General features: G+C 30.3%; 17 protein-coding genes. 1 reads left to right on the top strand and 16 read right to left on the bottom strand.

The window, feature by feature from the left end; translation table 11 throughout:
• Positions 1-14 precede the first annotated feature (14 nt).
• The 13 genes from cobO to gap form a co-directional block, all read right to left on the bottom strand.
• Complete coding sequence (gene cobO / locus P4S50_RS10695; RefSeq protein ID WP_277730776.1) at positions 15-533, bottom strand: cob(I)yrinic acid a,c-diamide adenosyltransferase; 519 nt, start codon at positions 531-533, stop codon at positions 15-17.
• Positions 534-656: 123 nt separating this feature from the next.
• Complete coding sequence (locus tag P4S50_RS10700; protein WP_277730777.1) at positions 657-1,652, bottom strand: isocitrate/isopropylmalate dehydrogenase family protein; 996 nt, start codon at positions 1,650-1,652, stop codon at positions 657-659.
• Position 1,653: 1 nt separating this feature from the next.
• Positions 1,654-3,588: an aconitate hydratase gene (locus P4S50_RS10705; protein ID WP_277730778.1), complete on the bottom strand. Its 1,935-nt coding sequence runs from the start codon at positions 3,586-3,588 to the stop codon at positions 1,654-1,656.
• Positions 3,589-3,599: 11 nt separating this feature from the next.
• Positions 3,600-4,946, bottom strand: coding sequence for a beta/alpha barrel domain-containing protein (locus tag P4S50_RS10710; RefSeq protein WP_277730779.1), 1,347 nt, complete (start codon positions 4,944-4,946; stop codon positions 3,600-3,602).
• A gap of 461 nt (positions 4,947-5,407) precedes the next feature.
• Positions 5,408-6,307 carry a cysteine synthase A gene (gene cysK, locus P4S50_RS10715; protein ID WP_277730780.1) on the bottom strand — a complete coding sequence of 300 codons (900 nt, stop codon included), beginning with the start codon at positions 6,305-6,307 and terminating at the stop codon, positions 5,408-5,410.
• A gap of 267 nt (positions 6,308-6,574) precedes the next feature.
• Positions 6,575-6,955, bottom strand: coding sequence for a DUF1292 domain-containing protein (locus P4S50_RS10720; protein ID WP_277730781.1), 381 nt, complete (start codon positions 6,953-6,955; stop codon positions 6,575-6,577).
• A gap of 75 nt (positions 6,956-7,030) precedes the next feature.
• Positions 7,031-8,371 (bottom strand): CCA tRNA nucleotidyltransferase, encoded by a 1,341-nt coding sequence (locus P4S50_RS10725; RefSeq protein WP_277730782.1) that lies wholly within the window; start codon positions 8,369-8,371, stop codon positions 7,031-7,033.
• A 44-nt stretch (positions 8,372-8,415) separates the two neighbouring features.
• Positions 8,416-8,574 carry a rubredoxin gene (locus P4S50_RS10730; protein WP_277730783.1) on the bottom strand — a complete coding sequence of 53 codons (159 nt, stop codon included), beginning with the start codon at positions 8,572-8,574 and terminating at the stop codon, positions 8,416-8,418.
• A gap of 51 nt (positions 8,575-8,625) precedes the next feature.
• Positions 8,626-10,473 carry an ABC transporter ATP-binding protein gene (locus tag P4S50_RS10735; RefSeq protein ID WP_277730784.1) on the bottom strand — a complete coding sequence of 616 codons (1,848 nt, stop codon included), beginning with the start codon at positions 10,471-10,473 and terminating at the stop codon, positions 8,626-8,628.
• Positions 10,473-12,197, bottom strand: a complete 1,725-nt coding sequence (locus P4S50_RS10740) for an ABC transporter ATP-binding protein (protein WP_277730785.1) — start codon at positions 12,195-12,197, stop codon at positions 10,473-10,475. Before P4S50_RS10740 ends, P4S50_RS10735 begins: the two co-directional genes overlap by 1 nt.
• Positions 12,198-12,283: 86 nt before the next feature.
• Positions 12,284-13,393 carry a metallophosphoesterase gene (locus P4S50_RS10745; RefSeq protein WP_277730786.1) on the bottom strand — a complete coding sequence of 370 codons (1,110 nt, stop codon included), beginning with the start codon at positions 13,391-13,393 and terminating at the stop codon, positions 12,284-12,286.
• A gap of 10 nt (positions 13,394-13,403) precedes the next feature.
• On the bottom strand, positions 13,404-14,312 hold the full coding sequence (locus P4S50_RS10750) for a ribonuclease Z (protein WP_277730787.1): 909 nt from the start codon (positions 14,310-14,312) through the stop codon (positions 13,404-13,406).
• Between the two features lie 306 nt (positions 14,313-14,618).
• The gene (gap, locus tag P4S50_RS10755) at positions 14,619-15,647 is read right to left on the bottom strand and encodes a type I glyceraldehyde-3-phosphate dehydrogenase (RefSeq protein WP_277730788.1); all 1,029 of its coding nucleotides are present in this window, start codon (positions 15,645-15,647) and stop codon (positions 14,619-14,621) included.
• A gap of 377 nt (positions 15,648-16,024) precedes the next feature.
• On the opposite strand from gap, the gene P4S50_RS10760 reads away from it, so the two are divergent.
• Positions 16,025-16,729, top strand: coding sequence for an ATP-binding protein (locus tag P4S50_RS10760; protein ID WP_277730789.1), 705 nt, complete (start codon positions 16,025-16,027; stop codon positions 16,727-16,729).
• Positions 16,730-16,768: 39 nt separating this feature from the next.
• On the opposite strand, the gene P4S50_RS10765 is transcribed toward P4S50_RS10760, so the two are convergent.
• The 3 genes from P4S50_RS10765 to hcp form a co-directional block, all read right to left on the bottom strand.
• The gene (locus tag P4S50_RS10765; protein ID WP_277730790.1) at positions 16,769-18,154 is read right to left on the bottom strand and encodes an MATE family efflux transporter; all 1,386 of its coding nucleotides are present in this window, start codon (positions 18,152-18,154) and stop codon (positions 16,769-16,771) included.
• A gap of 134 nt (positions 18,155-18,288) precedes the next feature.
• Positions 18,289-19,848, bottom strand: a complete 1,560-nt coding sequence (locus tag P4S50_RS10770; RefSeq protein ID WP_277730791.1) for a methyl-accepting chemotaxis protein — start codon at positions 19,846-19,848, stop codon at positions 18,289-18,291.
• Positions 19,849-20,019: 171 nt separating this feature from the next.
• Positions 20,020-21,657, bottom strand: a complete 1,638-nt coding sequence (gene hcp, locus P4S50_RS10775; protein WP_277730792.1) for a hydroxylamine reductase — start codon at positions 21,655-21,657, stop codon at positions 20,020-20,022.
• Positions 21,658-21,709 lie beyond the last annotated feature (52 nt).

The raw sequence follows: 21,709 nt of genomic DNA on the forward strand, positions 1-21,709 counted from the left end.
GCTACTTTTTTTATCTAACACTCAATTCCCTCTCTAGCCATTACACCTTCGTTATAGTAATGTTTAACTTCTTTCATTTCTGTAACAAGGTCTGCAATTTCAATAAGCTCTTCTTTTGCAAATCTTCCAGTACATATAACTTCTATATTCTTAGGTCTATTTTTTAAGATTTCTAATACCTCATCAACATCAAATAGTTTGTAGTAAAGAGCAATATTAACTTCATCTAATACTACCACATCATACTCTCCTGAATTTATTATATCCTTTATTCTTTGAAGACCTTTTCTTGCAACCTCTATATCATCTCTATTAGGTTCATTATATATAAAACAATTTAACCCAAACTGTTCCATTTCAAAATTAGGCAAATATTCTAAAGCTTTAACTTCACTATATTTCATACCTTTTACAAATTGTCCAAAAAACACCTTCTTCCCAGCACATACCGCTCTAAGCGAAAGACCTAAAGCAGCAGTTGTCTTTCCTTTACCATTACCAGTATAAACATGTATATAACCTTTTTGTTCCATAAAAATCATCCCCCTTCTATTTTTAATTATACTTGAAAACAACTATCAAAAGTACAAAAAAGTAGCTATCTAGATTTTATAAAATCTAGATAGCTACTTTTTTAATATAGTAATTAAATTTTTTTACATATTTTCTATAACAGCCTGTGCAAATTCTTTTGTTCCAAGTGGTCCACCTAAATCCTTAGTCAATTTATCTTTTTGTTTAAATACCTTTTCAAGTGCAGATTCAACTTTTAAAGCTGCTTCATTCTCACCTATATACTTCAGCATCATAACACCTGTTAGTATACAAGATATCGGATTAGCTAAGTTTTTCCCTGCTATATCTGGTGCCGAACCATGAACTGGTTCAAATACAGCTATATCTTCCCCAATATTTGCACCAGGAGCCATACCAAGACCTCCTATTAGTCCAGAACTCATATCAGATAAAATATCCCCATATAAGTTAGGTGCAACTACTACATCATAATTTTGTGGGTTCATAACAAGTTTCATACTCATAGCATCTACTATAACATCTTCAAATTCTATATCATAGTCTTTTGCTATATCTTTTGCACATTTTAAAAACAATCCATCTGATAGCTTCATTATATTTGCTTTATGAGTTGCAGTTACTTTTTTTCTATTTTCTTTTTTGGCAAGTTCAAATGCAAATTTTACAATCCTATCAGATGCTTTTTTAGTTATTATCTTAATACTTTCACAAGCCTCATCCCCTACCTTATGTTCTATACCTATATAAAGCCCTTCTGTATTTTCTCTTACAATTACAAAATCAACATTCTTGTGAAGTGTGTCTATACCTTCATAAGACTTAATAGGTCTTATATTTGCATATAAATTAAGTTTTTGTCTCAATCCCACATTTACACTTCTAAATCCGCTTCCTACAGGAGTTGTTATAGGTCCCTTTAATGCTACCTTATTCTTTTTTATACTATCTATAACCTCATCTGGCAAAGGTGTCTTATATTCGTCCATTACACACATACCAGCATTTAATATCTCCCAATCAATATCTGCACCACTCTTATCTATAATATCCTTTGTAGCATATATTACCTCAGGTCCTATTCCATCCCCGGGAATTAATGTTATCTTATTTGGCATATTACTTTCCCCCTATATCATTGTTTTGTTTTATCAAGTTTAAAAGTCCACCTGCTAATATCATTTTCTTTTGTCTACTTGTTATATCTAAATTCACTTCATATTCCTTGTTTTTAGTTAGATTTTTTAATACAAACAATCCTGTATCCAAGTTTTTAAAATTATCCTCAAGAGATATTTCATCCATTAAATCTATATCATCATAATCTTTTTCATTCTTAAAAGTTAAGGGAAGTATACCGTTATTTATAAGATTTTGCTTGTGTATTCTAGCAAAAGATTTTGCAATTACAGCTTTAATTCCAAGATACAATGGTGCTAATGCTGCATGTTCACGGCTAGATCCTTGACCATAATTTGCCCCTCCTAATATAAATCCTCCTTTAAATTCTTTTGCTCTACTAGGAAAATCAGGATCACATGGTTTAAAACAATATTCAGATAAATAAGGAATATTCGATCTATATGGTAGTAACTTTGCATTTGATGGCATAATATGATCAGTAGTTATATTATCCTCTACCTTTATTAGTATTTTTCCTTTTAATATATCTTTTAAAGGCTCTGTTTTAGGAAAATCCTTAATGTTAGGACCTTTTATTACATCAATCTCTTCTCCTTCTTTAGCAGGAGGCACGATTAAATTATCATTTATTAAAAACTTATGTGGCATAGAAATTTTCGAATCATCTATATTTTCAGGGCTTGTTAGATATCCCGTTATAGCAGATACAGCTGCAACTTCTGGACTTACTATATATATGTCAGCAGATGTCGTTCCAGATCTTCCCTTAAAATTTCTATTAAAAGTTCTAAGTGACACCCCTCCAGTACTTGGAGCCTGACCCATTCCTATACAAGGTCCACATGCAGATTCAAGTATTCTAGCACCAGCAGATACCATCTTTGCTAATGCTCCATTTGCAGCCAACATATTCAATACTTGCTTTGATCCCGGTGATATAACAAGTGATACATGTTCTGCTATAGTTTTATTTTCTAGAATTTCAGCTACTTTCATCATATCTACTAAGGATGAGTTAGTACAACTTCCTATTGCAACTTGGTTTACCTTTATATCTTTAAGCTCACAAACATTTACTACATTATCAGGACTATGAGGACATGCTGCCAACGGTTTTATCTCAGCTAAATCAATAACTATGGATTCATCATATATAGCTTCTTCATCAGCTAATATCTCAACATAATCATCTTCTCTTCCCTGTGCCTTTAAAAATTCATACGTAACTTTATCTGATGGAAATATAGATGTTGTAGCTCCAAGTTCAGCTCCCATATTTGTAATAGTTGCTCTTTGCGGAACACTTAAATACTTTAAAGCTTCACCGCAATATTCAAATATTTTGTTAACTCCACCTTTTACTGTATATATTCTCAATACTTCTAGTATTATATCTTTTGCAGATACTCCTTTGTTTAGTTTTCCTACAAGTTCAACCTTTACTACATCAGGAGTCTTGATATAATATTCGCCACCAGCCATGGCAACCGCCACATCTAGCCCTCCAGCCCCAATAGCTAGCATACCAATTCCTCCACAAGTAGGCGTATGACTATCTGATCCAAGAAGAGTTTGCCCCGGAACTCCAAATCTTTCAAGGTGAACCTGATGACAGATTCCATTTCCAGGTTTTGAAAAATATATCCCATACTTTTTAGCAACCGTTTGAATGTATAAATGATCATCTGCATTTTCCGGTCCTGCTTGAAGTATATTATGATCTATATAAGCTAATGATTTTTTAGTTTTAACCTTATCTATCCCCATATTTTCAAGTTGAAGATAAGCCATCGTTCCTGTAGAATCCTGTGTTAATGTTTGATCTATTCTTATTCCAATCTCACTTTCCTTTTTAAACTCTCCACTGACAATATGATCTTTTATGATTTTTTGAGCCACTGTTAAATTCATATTACCCCTCCTTAAACCGCCTCTGTTTTTTCTATTTTTTCTATATGTGGTAAATACATATAAGTTATTTTCTTTAACTCTTCATTTCTTATAACTGTAGTTCTTCCACCTGCATACTGATCGTCTACCCATCTTTTAATAGGATATATTCTTTCATCAGACTTAGATATCTTTTGACCTTCACTCAATCTAAAATAAGTATTAATCCAAGCTGCAATACCAGCCACTCCTGAATATTGATTAACAGATACTACTATAGGTCTATTTAATATTTTCTCAGTGTCAAAAGAGTTATATATTTCTACATCCTTTAATATTCCATCAGCATGTATTCCAGCCTTTGTTACATTAAATTCGCTTCCCACAAATGGAGTTTGTGGATGAATATCATAGTCCATCTCTTTTTGAAAATACTCACTGACTTCAGATAAAATCTTAAGATTCATATTCTTAATATCACCCTTTAATTGACCATAAGCCACGAGCATAGCTTCTATAGGACAGTTACCTGTTCTTTCTCCTATACCGAATAAAGTAGTATTTATAGAAGATGCTCCATACATCCAAGCTGCTACAGAATTTGTTACAACAGAGTAAAAATCATTATGTCCATGCCACTCTATAGACTTAGACGAAACATTGCATTCATTTCTAAGTCCATGTATAATTGCAGGTATACTTCTTGGAAGTGACGTTCCTGTATAAGAAATCCCAAGACCTAATGTATCACAGGCTCTAATTTTCACCTCAACTCCAGATTCTTTTGATAAATCCATCAAAGATCTAACTAGAGGAACTACAAATCCGTAAAAATCAGCTCTAGTTATATCTTCAAGATGGCATCTTGGTACTATTCCATTTTCAATAGCCTCTCTTGCAATATCTAGGTACATGTTAAGAGCGTTTTCTCTTGTTGTTTTTAGTTTTTTGAATATATGATAATCAGAACAAGACATAAGCATACCTGTTTCTTTAATTTCCATTTCTTTAACTAATTTCAAATCTTCTTTCTTTGCTCTAATCCAAGAAGTAATCTCAGGAAAGCTGTATCCTCTGTCCATACACTTTGAAACTGCTTTTCTGTCCTTCTTTGAATAAAGAAAAAATTCAGATTGTCTAATAATCCCTGATCCATTATCTATCTTATGAAGATAATCATATAATCTAAGTATTTGATCAACACTAAAAGAAGACATAGACTGCTGACCATCTCTAAAAGTTGTATCAGTCACCCATATATCATTTGGAAGTTCCATAGGAAGTAAAATATTATTAAACTCTACTCTAGGAATTTTTGAATACGGAAATACATTTTTAAAATAATTTGAATTAGACAAATTTACAATAGAACTTTTCATAATAAGCCAACCCCCTCAAATTACATTTATAATTTTGAAATTTAATGACCAATATATTTCATTTGCTTTATTTTTACATCACTTTTCTTTTTATATTGCTACGATTCAAAACACGGTTCAAATCGTTAATTCCCAACATTTTTAATGTTATTTTGTATTTTTTAAAAAATACAGAATAATTTTGTCACGTTTTTAATTTTCTTTTTTATGATTCTTTACCAACTTCATATTTCATATATTAACATGCCCTTTCTGCATTTACAACCCCAAAATGCAATTTTTTTATATATAAATTTCATTTTATACAAGAAAAAGATGCAATAAAGGTTATTTAACACCTTTATTACACCTTCTCTTGCATTAAATTTCATTTATTTCGAATGTAATACTTTTATATGCTAAAAGACTCATCCTATTAAGAATGAGTCTTTAACTAAATTATTCTAATTTCAATTTTTTTATTACAAAAGTCCCTCACTGAAGTATCTCTCTGCTCTATCTGGTAGAATAGTAACTATTTTCTTATGTGGATATTGTTTTGCTATATTCATAGCTGCCCATACATTAGCTCCTGCCGATACTCCAACTAAGCATCCACATACCTTTGCTAATTGTCTAGAAGTTGAAATAGCATCTTCATCACCAACCTCTATAACTCTGTCCATTAAAGATACATCTAATACATCCGGTATAAATCCATCACCTATACCCTGTATCTTATGAATTCCTGCATTATGCCCTTTGAGTGCAGATACTCCTTTGGGCTCAACTGCGATAACCATACAATTAGGATTTTTTTCTTTTAAATATCTTCCTATTCCCTGTAAAGTTCCTCCACTTCCAAGTCCCGAAACAAATACATCTACATTCTCATTCATATCTTTAAATATTTCAACTGCCGTTGTATTGTAATGTATCAATGGGTTGTTAATATTGCTAAACTGATTAAGAACGAAGATATCATCATTAGCCTTTATTTGTCTTTTAACCTCATTTAAAGCACCTTCTACACTTTCCTCTTTAGGTGTTAGTATCAGTTCTGCTCCAAGCCCCTTTATAATTCTTTTTCTCTCTTCACTCATATTTTCAGGCATAACAATCTTTACCTTATATCCCATTTGAACTCCAACTAAAGATATACCTATGCCTGTATTTCCAGATGTAGGCTCCATTATAGTCATACCTTTTTTTAATGCTCCATCTCTTTCAGCCTGTTCTATCATAAACTTTCCTATCCTATCCTTTATACTTCCTCCAGGATTTAAAAATTCAGCTTTAGCATATATATTATTTCCAGTTAATTTATTTAAATTTATAAGTGGTGTATTTCCTATTGAATCTATAATGTTATTTAATATCATACAAATCCCCTCCAAAACATACTAATATTATATATTTTTATTTAAATTAAGTTACTCTCATCTCAATAAAACCCATTACATTTTTTACCATTTTGACATTTTCTATTTTACCATTATCATTTTGATAATGCAAGTATATTTTACTCGTAAGTTGAAAATCATATAATTCTCCATATAATAAAAAGCGACTAATAGCTAGATTATAGCTGTTAGTCGCCTTTTTATAACAAATAAGAAATTATATCATTTTTAAATTAGCCAATTTTATTAATCACATAAATCATAAAATGCTTGTGATACTTTATTGAATTCATCATCACTTTCTATTTGTTCTAATTCTGGTACTTCTTCAGTTTCTTTGTATTTATATATATATACATCCTCTGAATTTTCAGGTAGTAAAGATATGTATTCATTACCTTCTACTTCGAATATAGTAAGAACCTTACAAGCTATTTCTTCTTCATCATCTAAAGTCAAATATATCATCTGAGCTTCTTCATGATCATGCTCTTCATGTCCGTGTCCTCCACATCCACACTCATGATTTTCTCCATGCTCGTGTCCGTGTCCTCCACACCCACACTCATGATTTCCTCCGTGCTCGTGTCCTCCACATCCACAGCCTTGCTTTTTCTCATTATTCATATTAATCCACCTTCTATTCTATATATTTTTACTATTACAGTATCTCACATTTGATTATGATTATCAAGTGAAAATTTAGTCTATATATTTTTTCACTTCACTTTTTAAATAATGTTTAGTGTTAAGTTTCGGATGGTCCAGTACTAAATCATTTAAATCATTTAAAATCTTACCTATTTTTTTGCCAGGTTTTATACCTAATTTAATTATATCATTTCCATTAATAGCTAAATCATTTACAGTTAAAGGCTCTTTATTCTCTATAATTTCTTCAACACTGCTTTTCAGTTGTAAAATACAGCCTATATCATCAGGGTTAGCACTAGATTTTCTATCAGCTATTTTTAAGTCTATAAGGTCAAATATATTGTCTATTTTTGATCTATTTATAAGTTTTTTTATAGATTTTTTATTTTCAAGATTTGGCATATTCATATGTTCTTTAACAAGTATACACACATGTTCTATAGTATCATTATCAAATTTAAGTCTTTTCAATATTTTTTTAGCCAGTTTTTCACCTTTTACATTGTGTCCATAAAAATGACCTATACCTTCTTCATCAATACTAAAACTTTCTGGTTTTGCAATATCATGAAATAAAGCAGCAAGTCTAATTTTTATATTACATGGTGTATAATCTACAACAGACATAATATGATCAAATACATCTTTATCATGATAAGAATTTTTTTGATCAAATCCAACACATTTATCAAGCTCAGGAAGAATATATTTCAATAAATCTAACTCTTTAAGTATATTAAACCCTAAGGAAGGTTTATTTGTAAGTAGTATTTTACACATTTCTTCCTTTATTCTCTCATTACTAATATTTAAAAGTAAGTTTCCTTTATCAGACATAGCATACTTTGTAGTTTTATCTAATTCGAAGTTTAGTCTAGTTGCAAATCTTACCCCTCTTAATATTCTAAGTGCATCTTCTTCAAATCTATTCAAAGGATTTCCAACACATTTTATAATGCCTTTTTTTAAATCCTGCTGACCTAAAAATGGATCACACAATCCATATTGACTATCATATGCCATTGCATTAATCGTAAAATCACGCCTTGATAGATCTTCTTCTATTTTATCAGTAAATTCTACATTCTCAGGTCGTCTATTATTTTTGTATTCTCCATCTATTCTATAAGTTGTAATTTCATAATTATTATCATTTATAACAGCAGTTACAGTTCCATGCTTGAGTCCTGTTGGAATAACCTTTATATTATTGTCTTGTAATATATTCATAAGTTTTTCAGGAAGACAGCTTGTAGTCATATCCCAATCTTTAGGTGTATTATTCAAAAGAGTATCTCTAACACAACCACCTACTATAAATCCCTCATAATTATTTTGTTTTAATATGTCAAGTAACTTCTCAACTTCAACCGGTATATCTATATTCATAATCCTCACCTTTCTTTTCTACTTATACCAGTTTAATACAAAATCTATTCTTCTTCAAATGCCATTTTAGGTTGATTGCAAGTTGGACACTTCCAATCATCCGGCAAATCTTCAAAACTAGTATTCTTTTTTATATCATGTGTCCAATCTCCTTTTTCAGGTTTATACACGTATCCACATACACTACATTTATAAATTTTCATAAAACCCCCTCCTTATTTCATTTCTACCCAATTATCATTTCTCAAATCATTCTATATATTACCTACAAACTGGCTATTATATAAATCTGCATAAAATCCATTCTTCTTCATAAGATCATTATGATTTCCCTGTTCTATTATTTTTCCTCTATTCATAACTAATATTATATCCGCATCCTTTATTGTTGATAATCTATGAGCTATAACAAAACTTGTTCTTCCTTTCATCAAGGTTTCCATAGCCTTTTGAATGTAAGATTCAGTTCTAGTATCAACACTACTAGTAGCCTCATCTAGTATCATAATCGGAGGATCTAAAAGTATAGCACGTGCTATTGTTAAAAGCTGTTTTTGACCTTGAGATATATTGTCTGCCTCTTCATTTAATATAGTTTCATATCCACTTGGTAATGTTCTTACAAATCTATCAGCATGTGCAGCATAAGTTGCATCTATTATTTCTTTTTCAGTAGCATTAAGCTTTGAATAAGCTACATTATCTCTTATACTTCCTTTGAAAAGCCAAGTATCTTGAAGTACCATACCAAACATTTTTCTTAAATCAGATCTCTTAAAATCCCTTATATCAACACCATCTACAGTTATTCTACCTCCATCTATCTCATAAAACCTCATAAGAAGATTTACAAGAGTAGTTTTACCAGCACCTGTAGGACCAACTATAGCTACCATCTGACCTTTTTTAACATTTATATTCATATTTTTTATAAGAGATTGATCTTTTTTATATGAAAACTCTACATTTTCAAATACTACATCTCCCTTAGGATTATCTACGATTACACTATTATCAATATCCGCTATTTCTTCATCCTCATCTAATATTTCAAACACACGCTCTGCCGATGCTATAGTAGATTGAATTATATTAGCTACATTTGCTGTTTGGACTATAGGTTGACTAAATTGTCTTGTATATTGAATAAAGGCTTGAACATCACCAATCTGAATGCTACCTCTAGTTACAAGTACTCCTCCAACAACACTTACCAGAACGTATCCTAGATTATTCACAAAGCTCATAAGAGGCATTATTACTCCAGATATAAACTGTGCCCTCCATGCAACATTATAAAGTTTGTTATTTATATCAGAAAATTTCTTAATAGATTCTTTTTCTTGCGAAAACGCCTTTACTACTTTATGCCCAGTGTACGTTTCCTCCACATGCCCATTTAGTTGTCCTAAATAAAATTGTTGTTCTTTAAAGAATTTCTGAGACTTACTAGCAACAGTCTTTGTTATAATTATACTCAACGGAAGAGTTATAAGCGTAATCAAAGTAAGAACCCAACTTATAGTAAACATCATAACTATAACACCCAAAATAGTTATGATAGAAGTTATCAATTGCGTAATACTTTGCTGAAGAGTATTACTCACATTATCAATATCATTAGTAACCCTACTTAATATTTCTCCATTTGATCTTGAATCATAATAACCAAGTGGAAGTTTACCTAATTTATCACTTACATCTTTTCTCATTTCAAATACAGTGTTTTGCGCAACACTTGCCATTATATACTGCATAATATAACTAAATGCAGCGCTTACTACATATAAGCACGATAAAATTACAATTATATTTGATATATACCCAAAGTCTATGCTAGCACCTGGAATACCTTTCATCTTCATCATCAAACCCTCAAATAATTTAGTAGTAGCCTTTCCCATTATCTTAGGACTTAATATACTAAAAATAGTACTAAATATAGCCAAAATAACTACCAATATAAGCTTTGATATGCTTGGTTTTAGATAAACTAATAACCTATTGAGTGTTACTTTAAAATTCTTTGCCTTTTCTACGGGGATACTCATAGCATTTCCTCTATGTCCTGAACTTGTAGATTTTGTGTTTTTATCACTCATTAGATTTCCTCCTTTGAAAGCTGAGAAGATACTATTTCTTGATATACACTACATGATTTTAATAATTCTTTATGCGTTCCCATTCCCGCTATATTTCCATCTTCAAGAACAATTATCCTATTTGCATCCATTACAGTCGTAACTCTTTGAGCAACTATTATCACAGTATCGTTTACAGTCTCTTTCTTTAAAGCCTGTCTAAGCTTTGCATCAGTTTTGAAATCAAGTGCAGAAAAACTGTCATCAAATACATATATCTCTGGCTTTCTAACCAAAGCCCTAGCTATAGATATTCTTTGTTTTTGACCTCCTGATAAATTAGTTCCCCCCTGAGATATATAAGAATCAAACCCCTCTTTCATATTACCTATAAATTCAGTAGCCTGAGCAATATTAGCTGCATGTCTTACTTGTTCATCATTTGCACCTTGATTTCCAAATCTAATATTTTCAGATATTGATCCAGTAAAAAGAACTGCTTTTTGTGGAACCAACCCAATTTTTGACCTTAAATTTTGTTGAGTTATTTTTTTAATATCAACTCCATCTACTAATATACTTCCATTAGTAACATCATAAAAACGAGGTATTAAATTTACAAGAGTAGACTTACCACATCCAGTCCCTCCTATTATAGCTGTTACTTCACCTGGCTTTGCACAAAATGAAACTCCCTTTAACACAGGCTCTTCAGCTCCATGATACGAAAATATTACATTTTTAAACTCAAGATAACCTCGTTTACTAGTTTCATTCTCTAATTTATCACTATCATTAATATCGGGATTTGTGTCTAACACCTCATTTATCCTAACCGCAGAAGCTGATGCACGAGGTACCAATATGAACATCATAGTAAACATAACAAGAGAAAACATTATTTGCATGGCATATTGAATAAATGCCATCAAATCTCCAACTTGCATGACTCCATTGTCTATTCTAATAGATCCAAACCATATTATAGCTACATTAGTAAAGTTCATTATCAACATCATTAAAGGCATTAAAATAGCCATCAATTTATTTACCTTAATAGCAGTATCCACTAAATCTAAATTCGCATCGTTAAATTTAGATTTTTCCTTATCAACTCTATTAAAAGCCCTTATAACTCTGATTCCAGTTAATCTCTCTCTTAATACTAAATTTAACTTATCAAGCTTTACTTGCATTAATTTGTATAAAGGTATACTTTTGGCACCTATTAAAGATATCAAAATAGCCAAAACTACTATTACCACTACAAATATAAGAGATAACTTCGCATCCTTTGATACAGCCATTATAATTCCACCTACAGCCATAATAGGTGCTCTAACAAACATTCTCAATATAGTTATTAATACAGTTTGAACTTGAGTTATATCGTTAGTAGTCCTAGTTATTAAAGATGAAGTTCCAGTCTTATCAAATTCGTGAAGAGAAAAAGATTCTACCTTAGTAAAAACTTCATTTCTTAAATTTGTTCCAAATCCCATACCAATTTTTGATGACAAATAACTTGCATAAACAGCACTTATAGTTCCTAATATAGTAATCAGTACCATACGCTTACCTATATCTAGTATATAATCTATATCTTTATTTACTATACCCGTATCCACTATGTCAGACATTAACGTAGGAAGGTATAAATCCGTAATAGTTTGTATAAATACAAGTATAATTACCAAAATTATGGATATAGAAAAAGGTCTTAACTTTTTAAATAACTTAATCATTTTTCAACCTCCATTGTGAAATCTAAGCTTAATTTAGTTTACCCAAAAAAGGCTTAACGATAAATTTAATTTATCATTAAGCCTTTTTAAAGCTTTTCTATAAAATTCTTTTTAATCCACCCATATTCACCATTTAATGTAGCAAGTGCATAACTTCCATATATATCTACAACATCTATAACTTGCCCTTTATCAACAGTAAGGTAATACTCTTGATAATCTTGGTTGCAGTAATACCCTTCATCTCCTAACTCTATTATCTCATTCTTCACATTTATAAGTTCTCCAGTATCCAGTCTTTTACATACTGAAAATTCTTTTTTGTGTTCTATAATTTCAATTCTATTATTAGGCCATCCGATTTTTCTTGGAATTTCCTTTGTTCCAAACGAGTCCTCTATTACTATATATTTGTGAAATTCATCAGCACTTTCATTATAAATATTATATTCGCCATTTGTTTTTTCAATTATAAGTGCGTTGAGTTGTGCAATTTTTTTTACGTTATATCCTCCATCAATACATATAATTTTCTTTTCATTATCTATTATAGAATCACAGTTAATGCTATAATCTCTATAGTTTGACGCTGGCCAATGTCCTACAACTACAGTTTTGCCACTTTTATTATTTTTTTTATAAAATTGTTCACAGTATAAAAAAGTCTTAAGAGTTGATTCTTTCCAATCTTCCTTCTCATTTATGCCTGCATGAACAAATATAAAATCCTCAATCTCTAAAGCAATAGGAAGCATTCCTAAAAACTCTATATCATCTTTGTAGTTTTGAATTAATATATTTTGCAAATTATCCCCATCAATTTCATCAATATTTATATTTAATTCTTCAATCCACTCATCAAATATACTCTTATGAGGTTTATACTTTATATATCTCATTATTTTTTTACAATTATTTTTCTGTAAAATCAATCTTGATATAAATGCTTCACAGTTTCCAGATAATACTATAATATTATCTTTTTCAGATAATTCTTTTATATATAAAAGAGTTTCTTTATTAAACTTACCCTTTTCAATAAAGTCACCTATTATAACCAAATAATCACTTTGTTTAAAATCTACTTTTTCAATTAACTTCTTAAACAAGTCAAGGCCGCCGTGAATATCACTTACACATATTAACCTATAGTCTTGTTCTTCATTTAAGTTAATTATTCTACTATTTAATGGCATACAATTCTCCTTAATCTGTAAATTTAAGTTCCTTTACCATAAGTTCTTCTCCTATAACAGAGTTTTTGAAAATATTTTTAGCTACATCTAAAAATTCATATGGATCTTGAAGAGCTGGACTAAAATGAGTAAGCCACATTTCTTCAACTTTCCCCTTTTTAGAAAGATCTGCCGCTTCCGAAAACAGCATATGATTTGTATCTTCTACTTTTTGGGCATAAACATCATCACCATACATACCTTCACAAATAAATAAATCTGAATATTTTATAAAATCCACAATTTCAGGAAGAGGCCTTGTATCAGTGCAATAAGAAACTTTAAGTCCCTTTCTTTTATCTGAAAGGACCATATCTGGAGTATATATAATTCCACTATCTTCTATAATCTCTTCATTTTGAAGTCTATTCCAATATTTCATAGGGATATTTTGACTTTCAGCTTTATTTTTGTCAAACTTTCTTCTTCTCATAACTTCAAGACTATACATCATACAATCTACACTATGTTTTACAGGCATTGAATTTAAAACAAAGTCCTTATGTATATATTCAACTAATTTATCAGAAGTTTCAATAAGTTTTATATCATAGGGAAGCTCAGGAGTTATAACCAAAAGACCTTGAACTACATTTTTTAGCCCTGGAGGTCCAATTAATGTAAGCTCTTCTTTTCTACCTGAATTTCCTATTGTGCTTAAAAGCCCAGGAAGACCAGCTATATGATCTGCATGATAGTGAGTAAAGCAGATTACATCTATATTTTTCAAACCCCATTTTAACTTTTTCAAAAGAATTTGAGTTCCTTCTCCACAATCTACAAGCACCATGCTTCCATTACAACTCGCTACCATAGAAGTAAGGAATCTATTATAAAATGGCATAACACCACCAGGCGCTAACAAACAAACATTCAACATTTAATCACATCCTCTATCTTTATCCTATATAGTTTTACCATTTATATTATAACATATAAAAAAGTTCTTCTTTAGAAGCATCTTAAATGTAAACTTTTTTGAAACTCATGACGAAAATTATATTTATCCACAACTTAAAAAGGAATATAATTCCCTATTCGTTATAAAAAATTCCTCTACTCACTAGCTAGGTAACTCATGTCGCCAATTATCCTTAAATTAAAAGTCATATAGTTTCACTATATATAAAAAAGCACTTGTTTTGTAATTACAAAACAAGTGCTTTTTATAAAGAAAACTTTTTTATTAAGCGTTAGCTTTATTCATATTTCCAACTTTACCTATATGTGTTGCTAAATCTATAACTCTATTAGAATATCCCCACTCATTATCATACCACGATACAACCTTTAACATATTGTCTCCAACCATCATAGTAGATAATCCATCAACTATAGACGATCTATAGTCTTTCTTATAATCTATTGAAACTAAAGGTTTATCACTATATCCTAATATTCCTTTAAGCTCACCTTCAGAAGCTTCTTTTAATTTATTATTAACCATTTCAACTGTAACATCCTTTTCAAGCTCCATAACTAAATCCACAACAGAAACTACTGGAATTGGAACTCTCATAGCCATTCCATTTAACTTTCCATTTAACTCTGGTATAACTTTGCTTATTGCTTTAGCTGCTCCTGTAGAAGTAGGTATAATAGATTCAGCCGCTGCTCTAGATCTTCTTAAATCTTTATGTGGAAGATCTAGTATTTTTTGATCATTAGTATAAGCATGTACTGTAGTCATAAGTCCTTTTATTATCTTAAATTCATCATTAATAACCTTAGCAACAGGTCCTAAACAGTTTGTAGTACAAGATGCGTTAGATATAATATGGTGTTTATCTGGATCATAATCATTATGATTAACTCCCATAACTATAGTTATATCTTCATCTACTCCAGGAGCTGAAATTATAACTTTTTTTGCTCCAGCTTTTATATGTTTGTTACATCCTTCTCTATCTCTGAATATTCCAGTTGATTCTACAACAACATCAACACCTAATTCTTTCCACGGAATTTGTTCTGGATCTCTATGTGCTGTAAATTTAATTTCTCTATCCCCTATTATAATTGAATCTTTAGTAGCTGTAACTTCTTCATCTAAAATTCCATATAAAGAATCATATTTAAATATATGTGCATGCTTTTCAGGTCCACTAGTACTATTTATAGCTACTATCTCTATATCCGATTTTCTTTCTAACCATGCCTTTAAAACATTCTTTCCGATTCTTCCAAATCCATTAATTCCCACTTTAATACTCATTGTAAAACCCTCCCATTTATGTAGTAGTTAATAATATATAATTTTTAGAATAACACATTATTCTGACATAAACTTAATTAGTGTGTATTTTTAATTTATATGTGTTATACTTTTTACAGTTTAACATATTCTTCTTATTTTGTACATATATAAATATAATTTTTCTATTGAATTTTTATATTTTCTATAGTATCTATAAGATTAAGTTAAAAAAGTATACAATATACATATATTAACATTTATATCTTATTTTGTATATTAGAATGTGCATTTTATATTAAAAAATTGCATTTTCCGTAACATTTGTTCTCTAATCAGTTAAAAACATAGTGTATAATATACATATAACGACATCATATTAAAAGGGGGATTTAAAAATGAAAAGACAAATAATTGAAATAAATCAAGAAAAATGTATAGGATGCGGATTATGCGCAAATGCATGTCATCAAGGTGCTATAAAAGTTATAGATGGTAAAGCAAAGTTGATGAGTGATTCTTACTGCGACGGACTTGGAATGTGTTTACCTGCTTGTCCAGTGGATGCAATAAAATTAACAGAAAAAGAAACTGTAGAATTTGATCAATCTAGAAAAGGATATGCTACTAATAAGAAAAAAACATCTGGAGGATGCCCTGGATCTGCAAGTAAAGTATTAAAAAGTAATTCAGGATGTGGATGTAGTGGATCATCACCTAAACAAATAAATACTACTGAGTCTCAATTAAATCAATGGCCTGTTCAATTAAAACTCGCGAGTCCTTCAGCCGATTTTTGGGATAATGCAGATATATTAATAGCAGCAGACTGTTGTGCATATTCTTATTCAAATTTTCACAATGATTTTATGAAGAATAAAATTACAGTTATAGGATGTCCAAAGCTTGATGACAACCAATACTATATAGATAAGTTAACTGAGATATTTAAAACAAAAGATATAAACAGCATAACAGTTACAAGAATGTCCGTGCCTTGCTGTGGTGGATTAGTTCGTGCAGTAAAAGAAGCCATCTCAAATTCTAACACAAAAGCTTCATACAATGAGTTTGTAATATCTACAGATGGAAATATAATATAATAAAAAAGGTACTAGCGAAAATCGCTAGTACCTTTTTTATTATATTTCAATTATTTTATTTATATCTATAATTTCTTCATTTTTTTCTTTTTCACTCATAGCCTTCATTTCTTTAATTAAAAATACTAGTGTAATTAGAGAAGATGAAATATCCGATATAGGATATGCTATCCAAACTCCCTTAAGTCCAAATAATTTTGGTAATATTATAAGCATTGGTATTAATATAAGTACCTGTCTAGAAAGACTAAGTACTATAGAAATCTTGGCCTTTCCTATTGCTTGGAAAAAGTTTGATACAACTATTTGAAATCCTATCACAGGAATCATACATAAAAATATCTGAAGTCCACGAGTTCCTATCTTAAGTATATTTTCATCATCACTAAATATAGATATCATAAAACTTGGGAAAAATTCCACAGATATAAATCCTAATATGCAAAGTACAGATGCCGAACCTATTGCAAGTCTCAAACATTTTTTAACTCTATCTATTTTAACAGCCCCATAGTTATATCCTAATATAGGTTGAGCACCTTGAGTTATACCGAATACAGGCATCAAAAATATCATTGTAATACTTATTAGTATGCTCATAGCACCAATAGCATAATCTCCTCCATTTGCTTTTAAGGTATTATTCGCAAGTACATTTACAACACTAGATGCAAGCTGTATTAAAAACGGAGACATACCTATTGCAAATATACCTTTAACTATATTAATATCTAGTTTCATATATTTAACTTTAAGTTTCATAGAAGAACGATTACCAATCATAAAGTATCTAAGTACCCATATAGTATTTAATGTTTGACCTATAACAGTAGCTATTGCAGCCCCTTTTATTCCCATATCCATCTTCATTATGAATACATAATCAAGTATTATATTAGTTATAGCTCCTATTAAATTTGTAATCATAGCAGTCTTCGGACTTCCATCAGAGCGAATAGATGCATTAAGACCAAATCCAACTGCATTAAATACTGCACCTGCAAGTATTATAATTATATAGTCTTTAGCATAACCAAAAGTGACCTCACTTGCTCCAAAAATTTTAAGTAGCGGATCTAAAAAGCCAATACCAACAATAGTAACCAGAATAGAAATAATACTTAAAAGTATAAATGTATTTCCAAGTATTTTTTCAGCCTCATCATGTTTTCCTTCTCCAAGTCTAATAGATATTAAAGCTGCTCCTCCAATACCTGCAAGCATTCCAAATGCCATTATTATTGTACTAAATGGTAGAGTCAATCCCACTGCTGATATCGCAATAGCTCCTACTCCTTTTCCTATAAAAATTCTATCTACAATATTGTATAATATGTTAATTAACATACCTATAATTGCTGGAAATGAAAATTCCATAAGTAATTTACCTATATTTTCTGTTCCAAGTCTTTTCTGTTTTTCCATAAACACACCTCCTATTTAGTCCTACGAACATTTTTTCATAATAGGTATTATATATAAGAGTAGTTGCTTTTGCAACTATTTAAGAAAAAAAAACTATACTCACTATTATATGAGTATAGCCTCAAATATTTCCCCTATATGTTTAACACTGATCTCAATGATAAAGATACGCTAATTACCCCTCCATTTTTATATGGAATATGTAAAAATTTATACATTTCATCATCATTAACTCTTTTTCTAATAGGTGTTACTTCGTATCCTTCTTTTAACTTTGAAGCCCTATATGATACAGGATCTATCTCAAAAGAATTAAGTCCTATTCCATCTTTATCTGAACACTGTTTTATTATCCCTGAAGAATCTACCACATATACATCATCTATATTTAAGTCATTAACAAGCATTTTCAGATCAACATTTTCAGATTTATCAATATATTCTTTGATATCTAAAGCTTTATTGTACATATATACATCCATTGTATTTTGAGCAAGGTTTTGTTGAAGATTATTTGCACAATCTTTTAAATAATTTATATTACTAACTATTCCTCCAAAAGAATTATTCATTTCCTCTACAATAGCATTAAACTGTTGGCTTTCAGATGCATTTTCCTGCGATATACCTTGAATAGTTTCAACAGATTCTATAACTTTTTCGGTATAAAGACTTATCTCTTCCATACTCTTGTCAATTGTATTTATTTGATTCTTTGTTTTAACTGTACTATTAGATATTTGCTCGAAAGACTGCTCAGCTTTTTGAGCTACAATTATGCCTTCATCTATCTTATTTATCCCGTATGACATTTCTTGTGTTAATTTAGACATTTTTTGTTGTATTCCTTCAATAACCTCACTTATTTTCTCCGAAGCATTCTGTGATTGATTTGATAATTTTCCAATTTCAGTGGCTACTACTGCAAAACCCTTTCCATATTCCCCAGCTCTTGCTGCTTCTATAGATGAATTTAGCGCAAGTAGATTTGTATTCTCAGTAATTCCTTTTATTATATCAGAAAATTTTTCTATTTCAGAAAAACTCTCTATAAAATTATTTAAGTTATTGTTATACTCGATCATAATATTCCTTAAAGTATCTATAGATTGTTTTGTTTTAACAATATTTTTATTTCCCTCTTCAGTAAGTTTTACAGATGCATCACTTTGTTCACCTATATTTTTAAGTTCACCTCTTATACCATCTATATTATTCCCAACACCTTCTATATTACTAAAAATGCTATTTATAGATTCCATTTGAGTTAAAGAACCAGATGCTATTTCTTCACTTGTACTGGCGACGCTTTCTGTTGATTCTTGCATGTTTCTAACTTTATCTGCAGCTTTATCAGATTCAAGTGCAAGCTCTACTGCTAATTTAAGTCCCGATTTAGAAATTTCTTTAGTATTGTGAAAAAGAGTTTGAAAAGATGATGTTATCTCTTCATTAGAATTATCCAATTTATAATCATAGCGACCTTCATTAATGATATCTAGCATATTTTTGATTTTTTCTACTTTTTCTTTATAAATTAGTTTAAATATTATATATGAGTACAATAAAGTAATTATAATATTTACACTTACGCCAAACAAAAAGTTATCTTTGTCCAAAATTATCGTATTTATTAATAAAATAAAAATTAAATAAGTTAGCGAAATAATAATTGTCATTAGTCTTTTTTTCATTTTAGGCCCCCTTTATTTCACCTTACATTTTATAAATAATTATATCAATTTCTGTCGTAATTTTCAAACACATTAATGTTAATTTTGTGTCTTAATGTTATCCATAAGTGGAAATCCATATAGTTTCCTTATATGTAAAAAGCGTAGCTATTTAAATAGCTACGCTTTTGATTAACCTTGCATAAACATTTTTACATCATCTTCTACATTAGTAATTCCAGCTATTCCAAAGTTATCTACTAATACTTTAGCAACATTTGGAGATAAAAATGCAGGTAATGTTGGTCCTAAATGAATGTTTTTTACACCTAAATATAATAGTGATAATAAAACTATTACAGCTTTTTGCTCATACCAAGCTATATTGTAAGATATAGGCAATTCATTTACATCATCAAGTCCGAATACTTCTTTAAGTTTTAAAGCAATTACTACTAGTGAATATGAATCATTACATTGTCCTGCATCTAAAACTCTTGGTATTCCTCCTATATCTCCTAAATCAAGCTTATTGTATTTATATTTTGCACATCCTGCAGTTAATATAACCGTATCATTTGGTATAGCCTTAGCAAAATCTGTATAGTAATTTCTTGATTTTGCTCTACCATCACAACCAGCCATTACAAAGAATCTCTTTATAGCACCAGATTTAACAGCATCTACAACCTTATCAGCAAGAGCTAATACTTGATTATGAGCAAATCCTCCTACTATTTCTCCTGTTTCTATTTCTGTTGGACATTTACAATTTTTAGCCATCTCTATTATTTCACTAAAATCCTTATTTCCATTTTCATCAGCATCTATATGCTTACATCCTGGTACACCTGAAGCTCCTGTTGTAAACAACTTGTCCTTATATGAATCCTTTGGAGGAACCACACAGTTTGTAGTCATTAATATAGGTCCATTGAATTTTTCAAATTCTTCTGTTTGCTTCCACCATGCATTTCCATAGTTTCCTGCAAAATGAGAGTACTTTTTAAATTCTGGATAGTATTGTCCTGCAAGCATCTCACTGTGAGTATAAACCTCTACTCCAGTTCCTTCTGTCTGCTTTAATAATAACTCTAAGTCTTTTAAATCATGTCCTGATATTAATATACCTGGTTTATTTCTAACTCCAATATCAACCTTAGTTATTTCTGGGTGTCCATAAGTTCCTGTATTGGCTTGATCCAATAAAGCCATTCCATCAACACCATATTTTCCAGCTTCCATGGCAAGTGCAACTAATTCATCAGCAGTTAAACTATCGTCAAGTGTTGCTGCTAAGGCCTTAGCCATAAAACCATGAACATCTTCATTATTATATCCTAAATTCATAGCATGCTTCATATAAGCTGATAATCCTTTTAATCCATAAATAATAAGTTCTCTTAAACTTCTAACATCTTCATTTTCTGTTGCTAATACTCCAACAGTCTCTGCTTTTATATCAAATTCCGCTTCTGTAACGGCAGACCAATCCGTTGCATCACCAGTTACATTTCCACCAGCTTCTTCAACCTTAACCTTTAATTCTTCTCTTAATCTTAAAGTTTCTTTGACTCTATCTAAAATAGCATTTCTATCAAAGTTAGCATTAGTTATTGTAGTAAATAAGTTTTCAGTTATATATTTATCTACCTTAGAATCTATAACTCCTACCTTTCTTCCCTCATTACTTACTATTGCAAGTCCCTTACTTGCATAAACTAATATATCTTGTGACTTAGCTACTGATTCATTCTTACCGCATACACCTCTTACCGTACACCCTTTACATCCTGCAGCCTCTTGACATTGATAACAAAACATACCCATAGTTAACTCCTCCTCATTTATATTATGTTTAATTAATTTTCTTATGTTGTGT

This window comes from Tepidibacter hydrothermalis, assembly GCF_029542625.1.
GTDB classification, from domain to species: domain Bacteria; phylum Bacillota; class Clostridia; order Peptostreptococcales; family Peptostreptococcaceae; genus Tepidibacter_A; species Tepidibacter_A hydrothermalis.

Excerpts from the sequence above, each read along its gene's own strand:
- P4S50_RS10735 (WP_277730784.1), bottom strand. The coding sequence starts at position 10,473 with ATGAGTGATAAAAACACAAAATCTACAAGTTCAGGACATAGAGGAAAT.
- P4S50_RS10765 (WP_277730790.1), bottom strand. The coding sequence starts at position 18,154 with ATGGAAAAACAGAAAAGACTTGGAACAGAAAATATAGGTAAATTACTT.
- P4S50_RS10750 (WP_277730787.1), bottom strand. The coding sequence starts at position 14,312 with ATGTTGAATGTTTGTTTGTTAGCGCCTGGTGGTGTTATGCCATTTTAT.
- gap (WP_277730788.1), bottom strand. The coding sequence starts at position 15,647 with ATGAGTATTAAAGTGGGAATTAATGGATTTGGAAGAATCGGAAAGAAT.
- P4S50_RS10720 (WP_277730781.1), bottom strand. The coding sequence starts at position 6,955 with ATGAATAATGAGAAAAAGCAAGGCTGTGGATGTGGAGGACACGAGCAC.
- P4S50_RS10760 (WP_277730789.1), top strand. The coding sequence starts at position 16,025 with ATGAAAAGACAAATAATTGAAATAAATCAAGAAAAATGTATAGGATGC.
- P4S50_RS10700 (WP_277730777.1), bottom strand. The coding sequence starts at position 1,652 with ATGCCAAATAAGATAACATTAATTCCCGGGGATGGAATAGGACCTGAG.
- P4S50_RS10730 (WP_277730783.1), bottom strand. The coding sequence starts at position 8,574 with ATGAAAATTTATAAATGTAGTGTATGTGGATACGTGTATAAACCTGAA.
- P4S50_RS10725 (WP_277730782.1), bottom strand. The coding sequence starts at position 8,371 with ATGAATATAGATATACCGGTTGAAGTTGAGAAGTTACTTGACATATTA.
- P4S50_RS10740 (WP_277730785.1), bottom strand. The coding sequence starts at position 12,197 with ATGATTAAGTTATTTAAAAAGTTAAGACCTTTTTCTATATCCATAATT.
- P4S50_RS10770 (WP_277730791.1), bottom strand. The coding sequence starts at position 19,848 with ATGAAAAAAAGACTAATGACAATTATTATTTCGCTAACTTATTTAATT.
- cobO (WP_277730776.1), bottom strand. The coding sequence starts at position 533 with ATGGAACAAAAAGGTTATATACATGTTTATACTGGTAATGGTAAAGGA.
- P4S50_RS10710 (WP_277730779.1), bottom strand. The coding sequence starts at position 4,946 with ATGAAAAGTTCTATTGTAAATTTGTCTAATTCAAATTATTTTAAAAAT.
- hcp (WP_277730792.1), bottom strand. The coding sequence starts at position 21,657 with ATGGGTATGTTTTGTTATCAATGTCAAGAGGCTGCAGGATGTAAAGGG.
- cysK (WP_277730780.1), bottom strand. The coding sequence starts at position 6,307 with ATGATATTAAATAACATTATAGATTCAATAGGAAATACACCACTTATA.
- P4S50_RS10745 (WP_277730786.1), bottom strand. The coding sequence starts at position 13,393 with ATGCCATTAAATAGTAGAATAATTAACTTAAATGAAGAACAAGACTAT.
- P4S50_RS10705 (WP_277730778.1), bottom strand. The coding sequence starts at position 3,588 with ATGAATTTAACAGTGGCTCAAAAAATCATAAAAGATCATATTGTCAGT.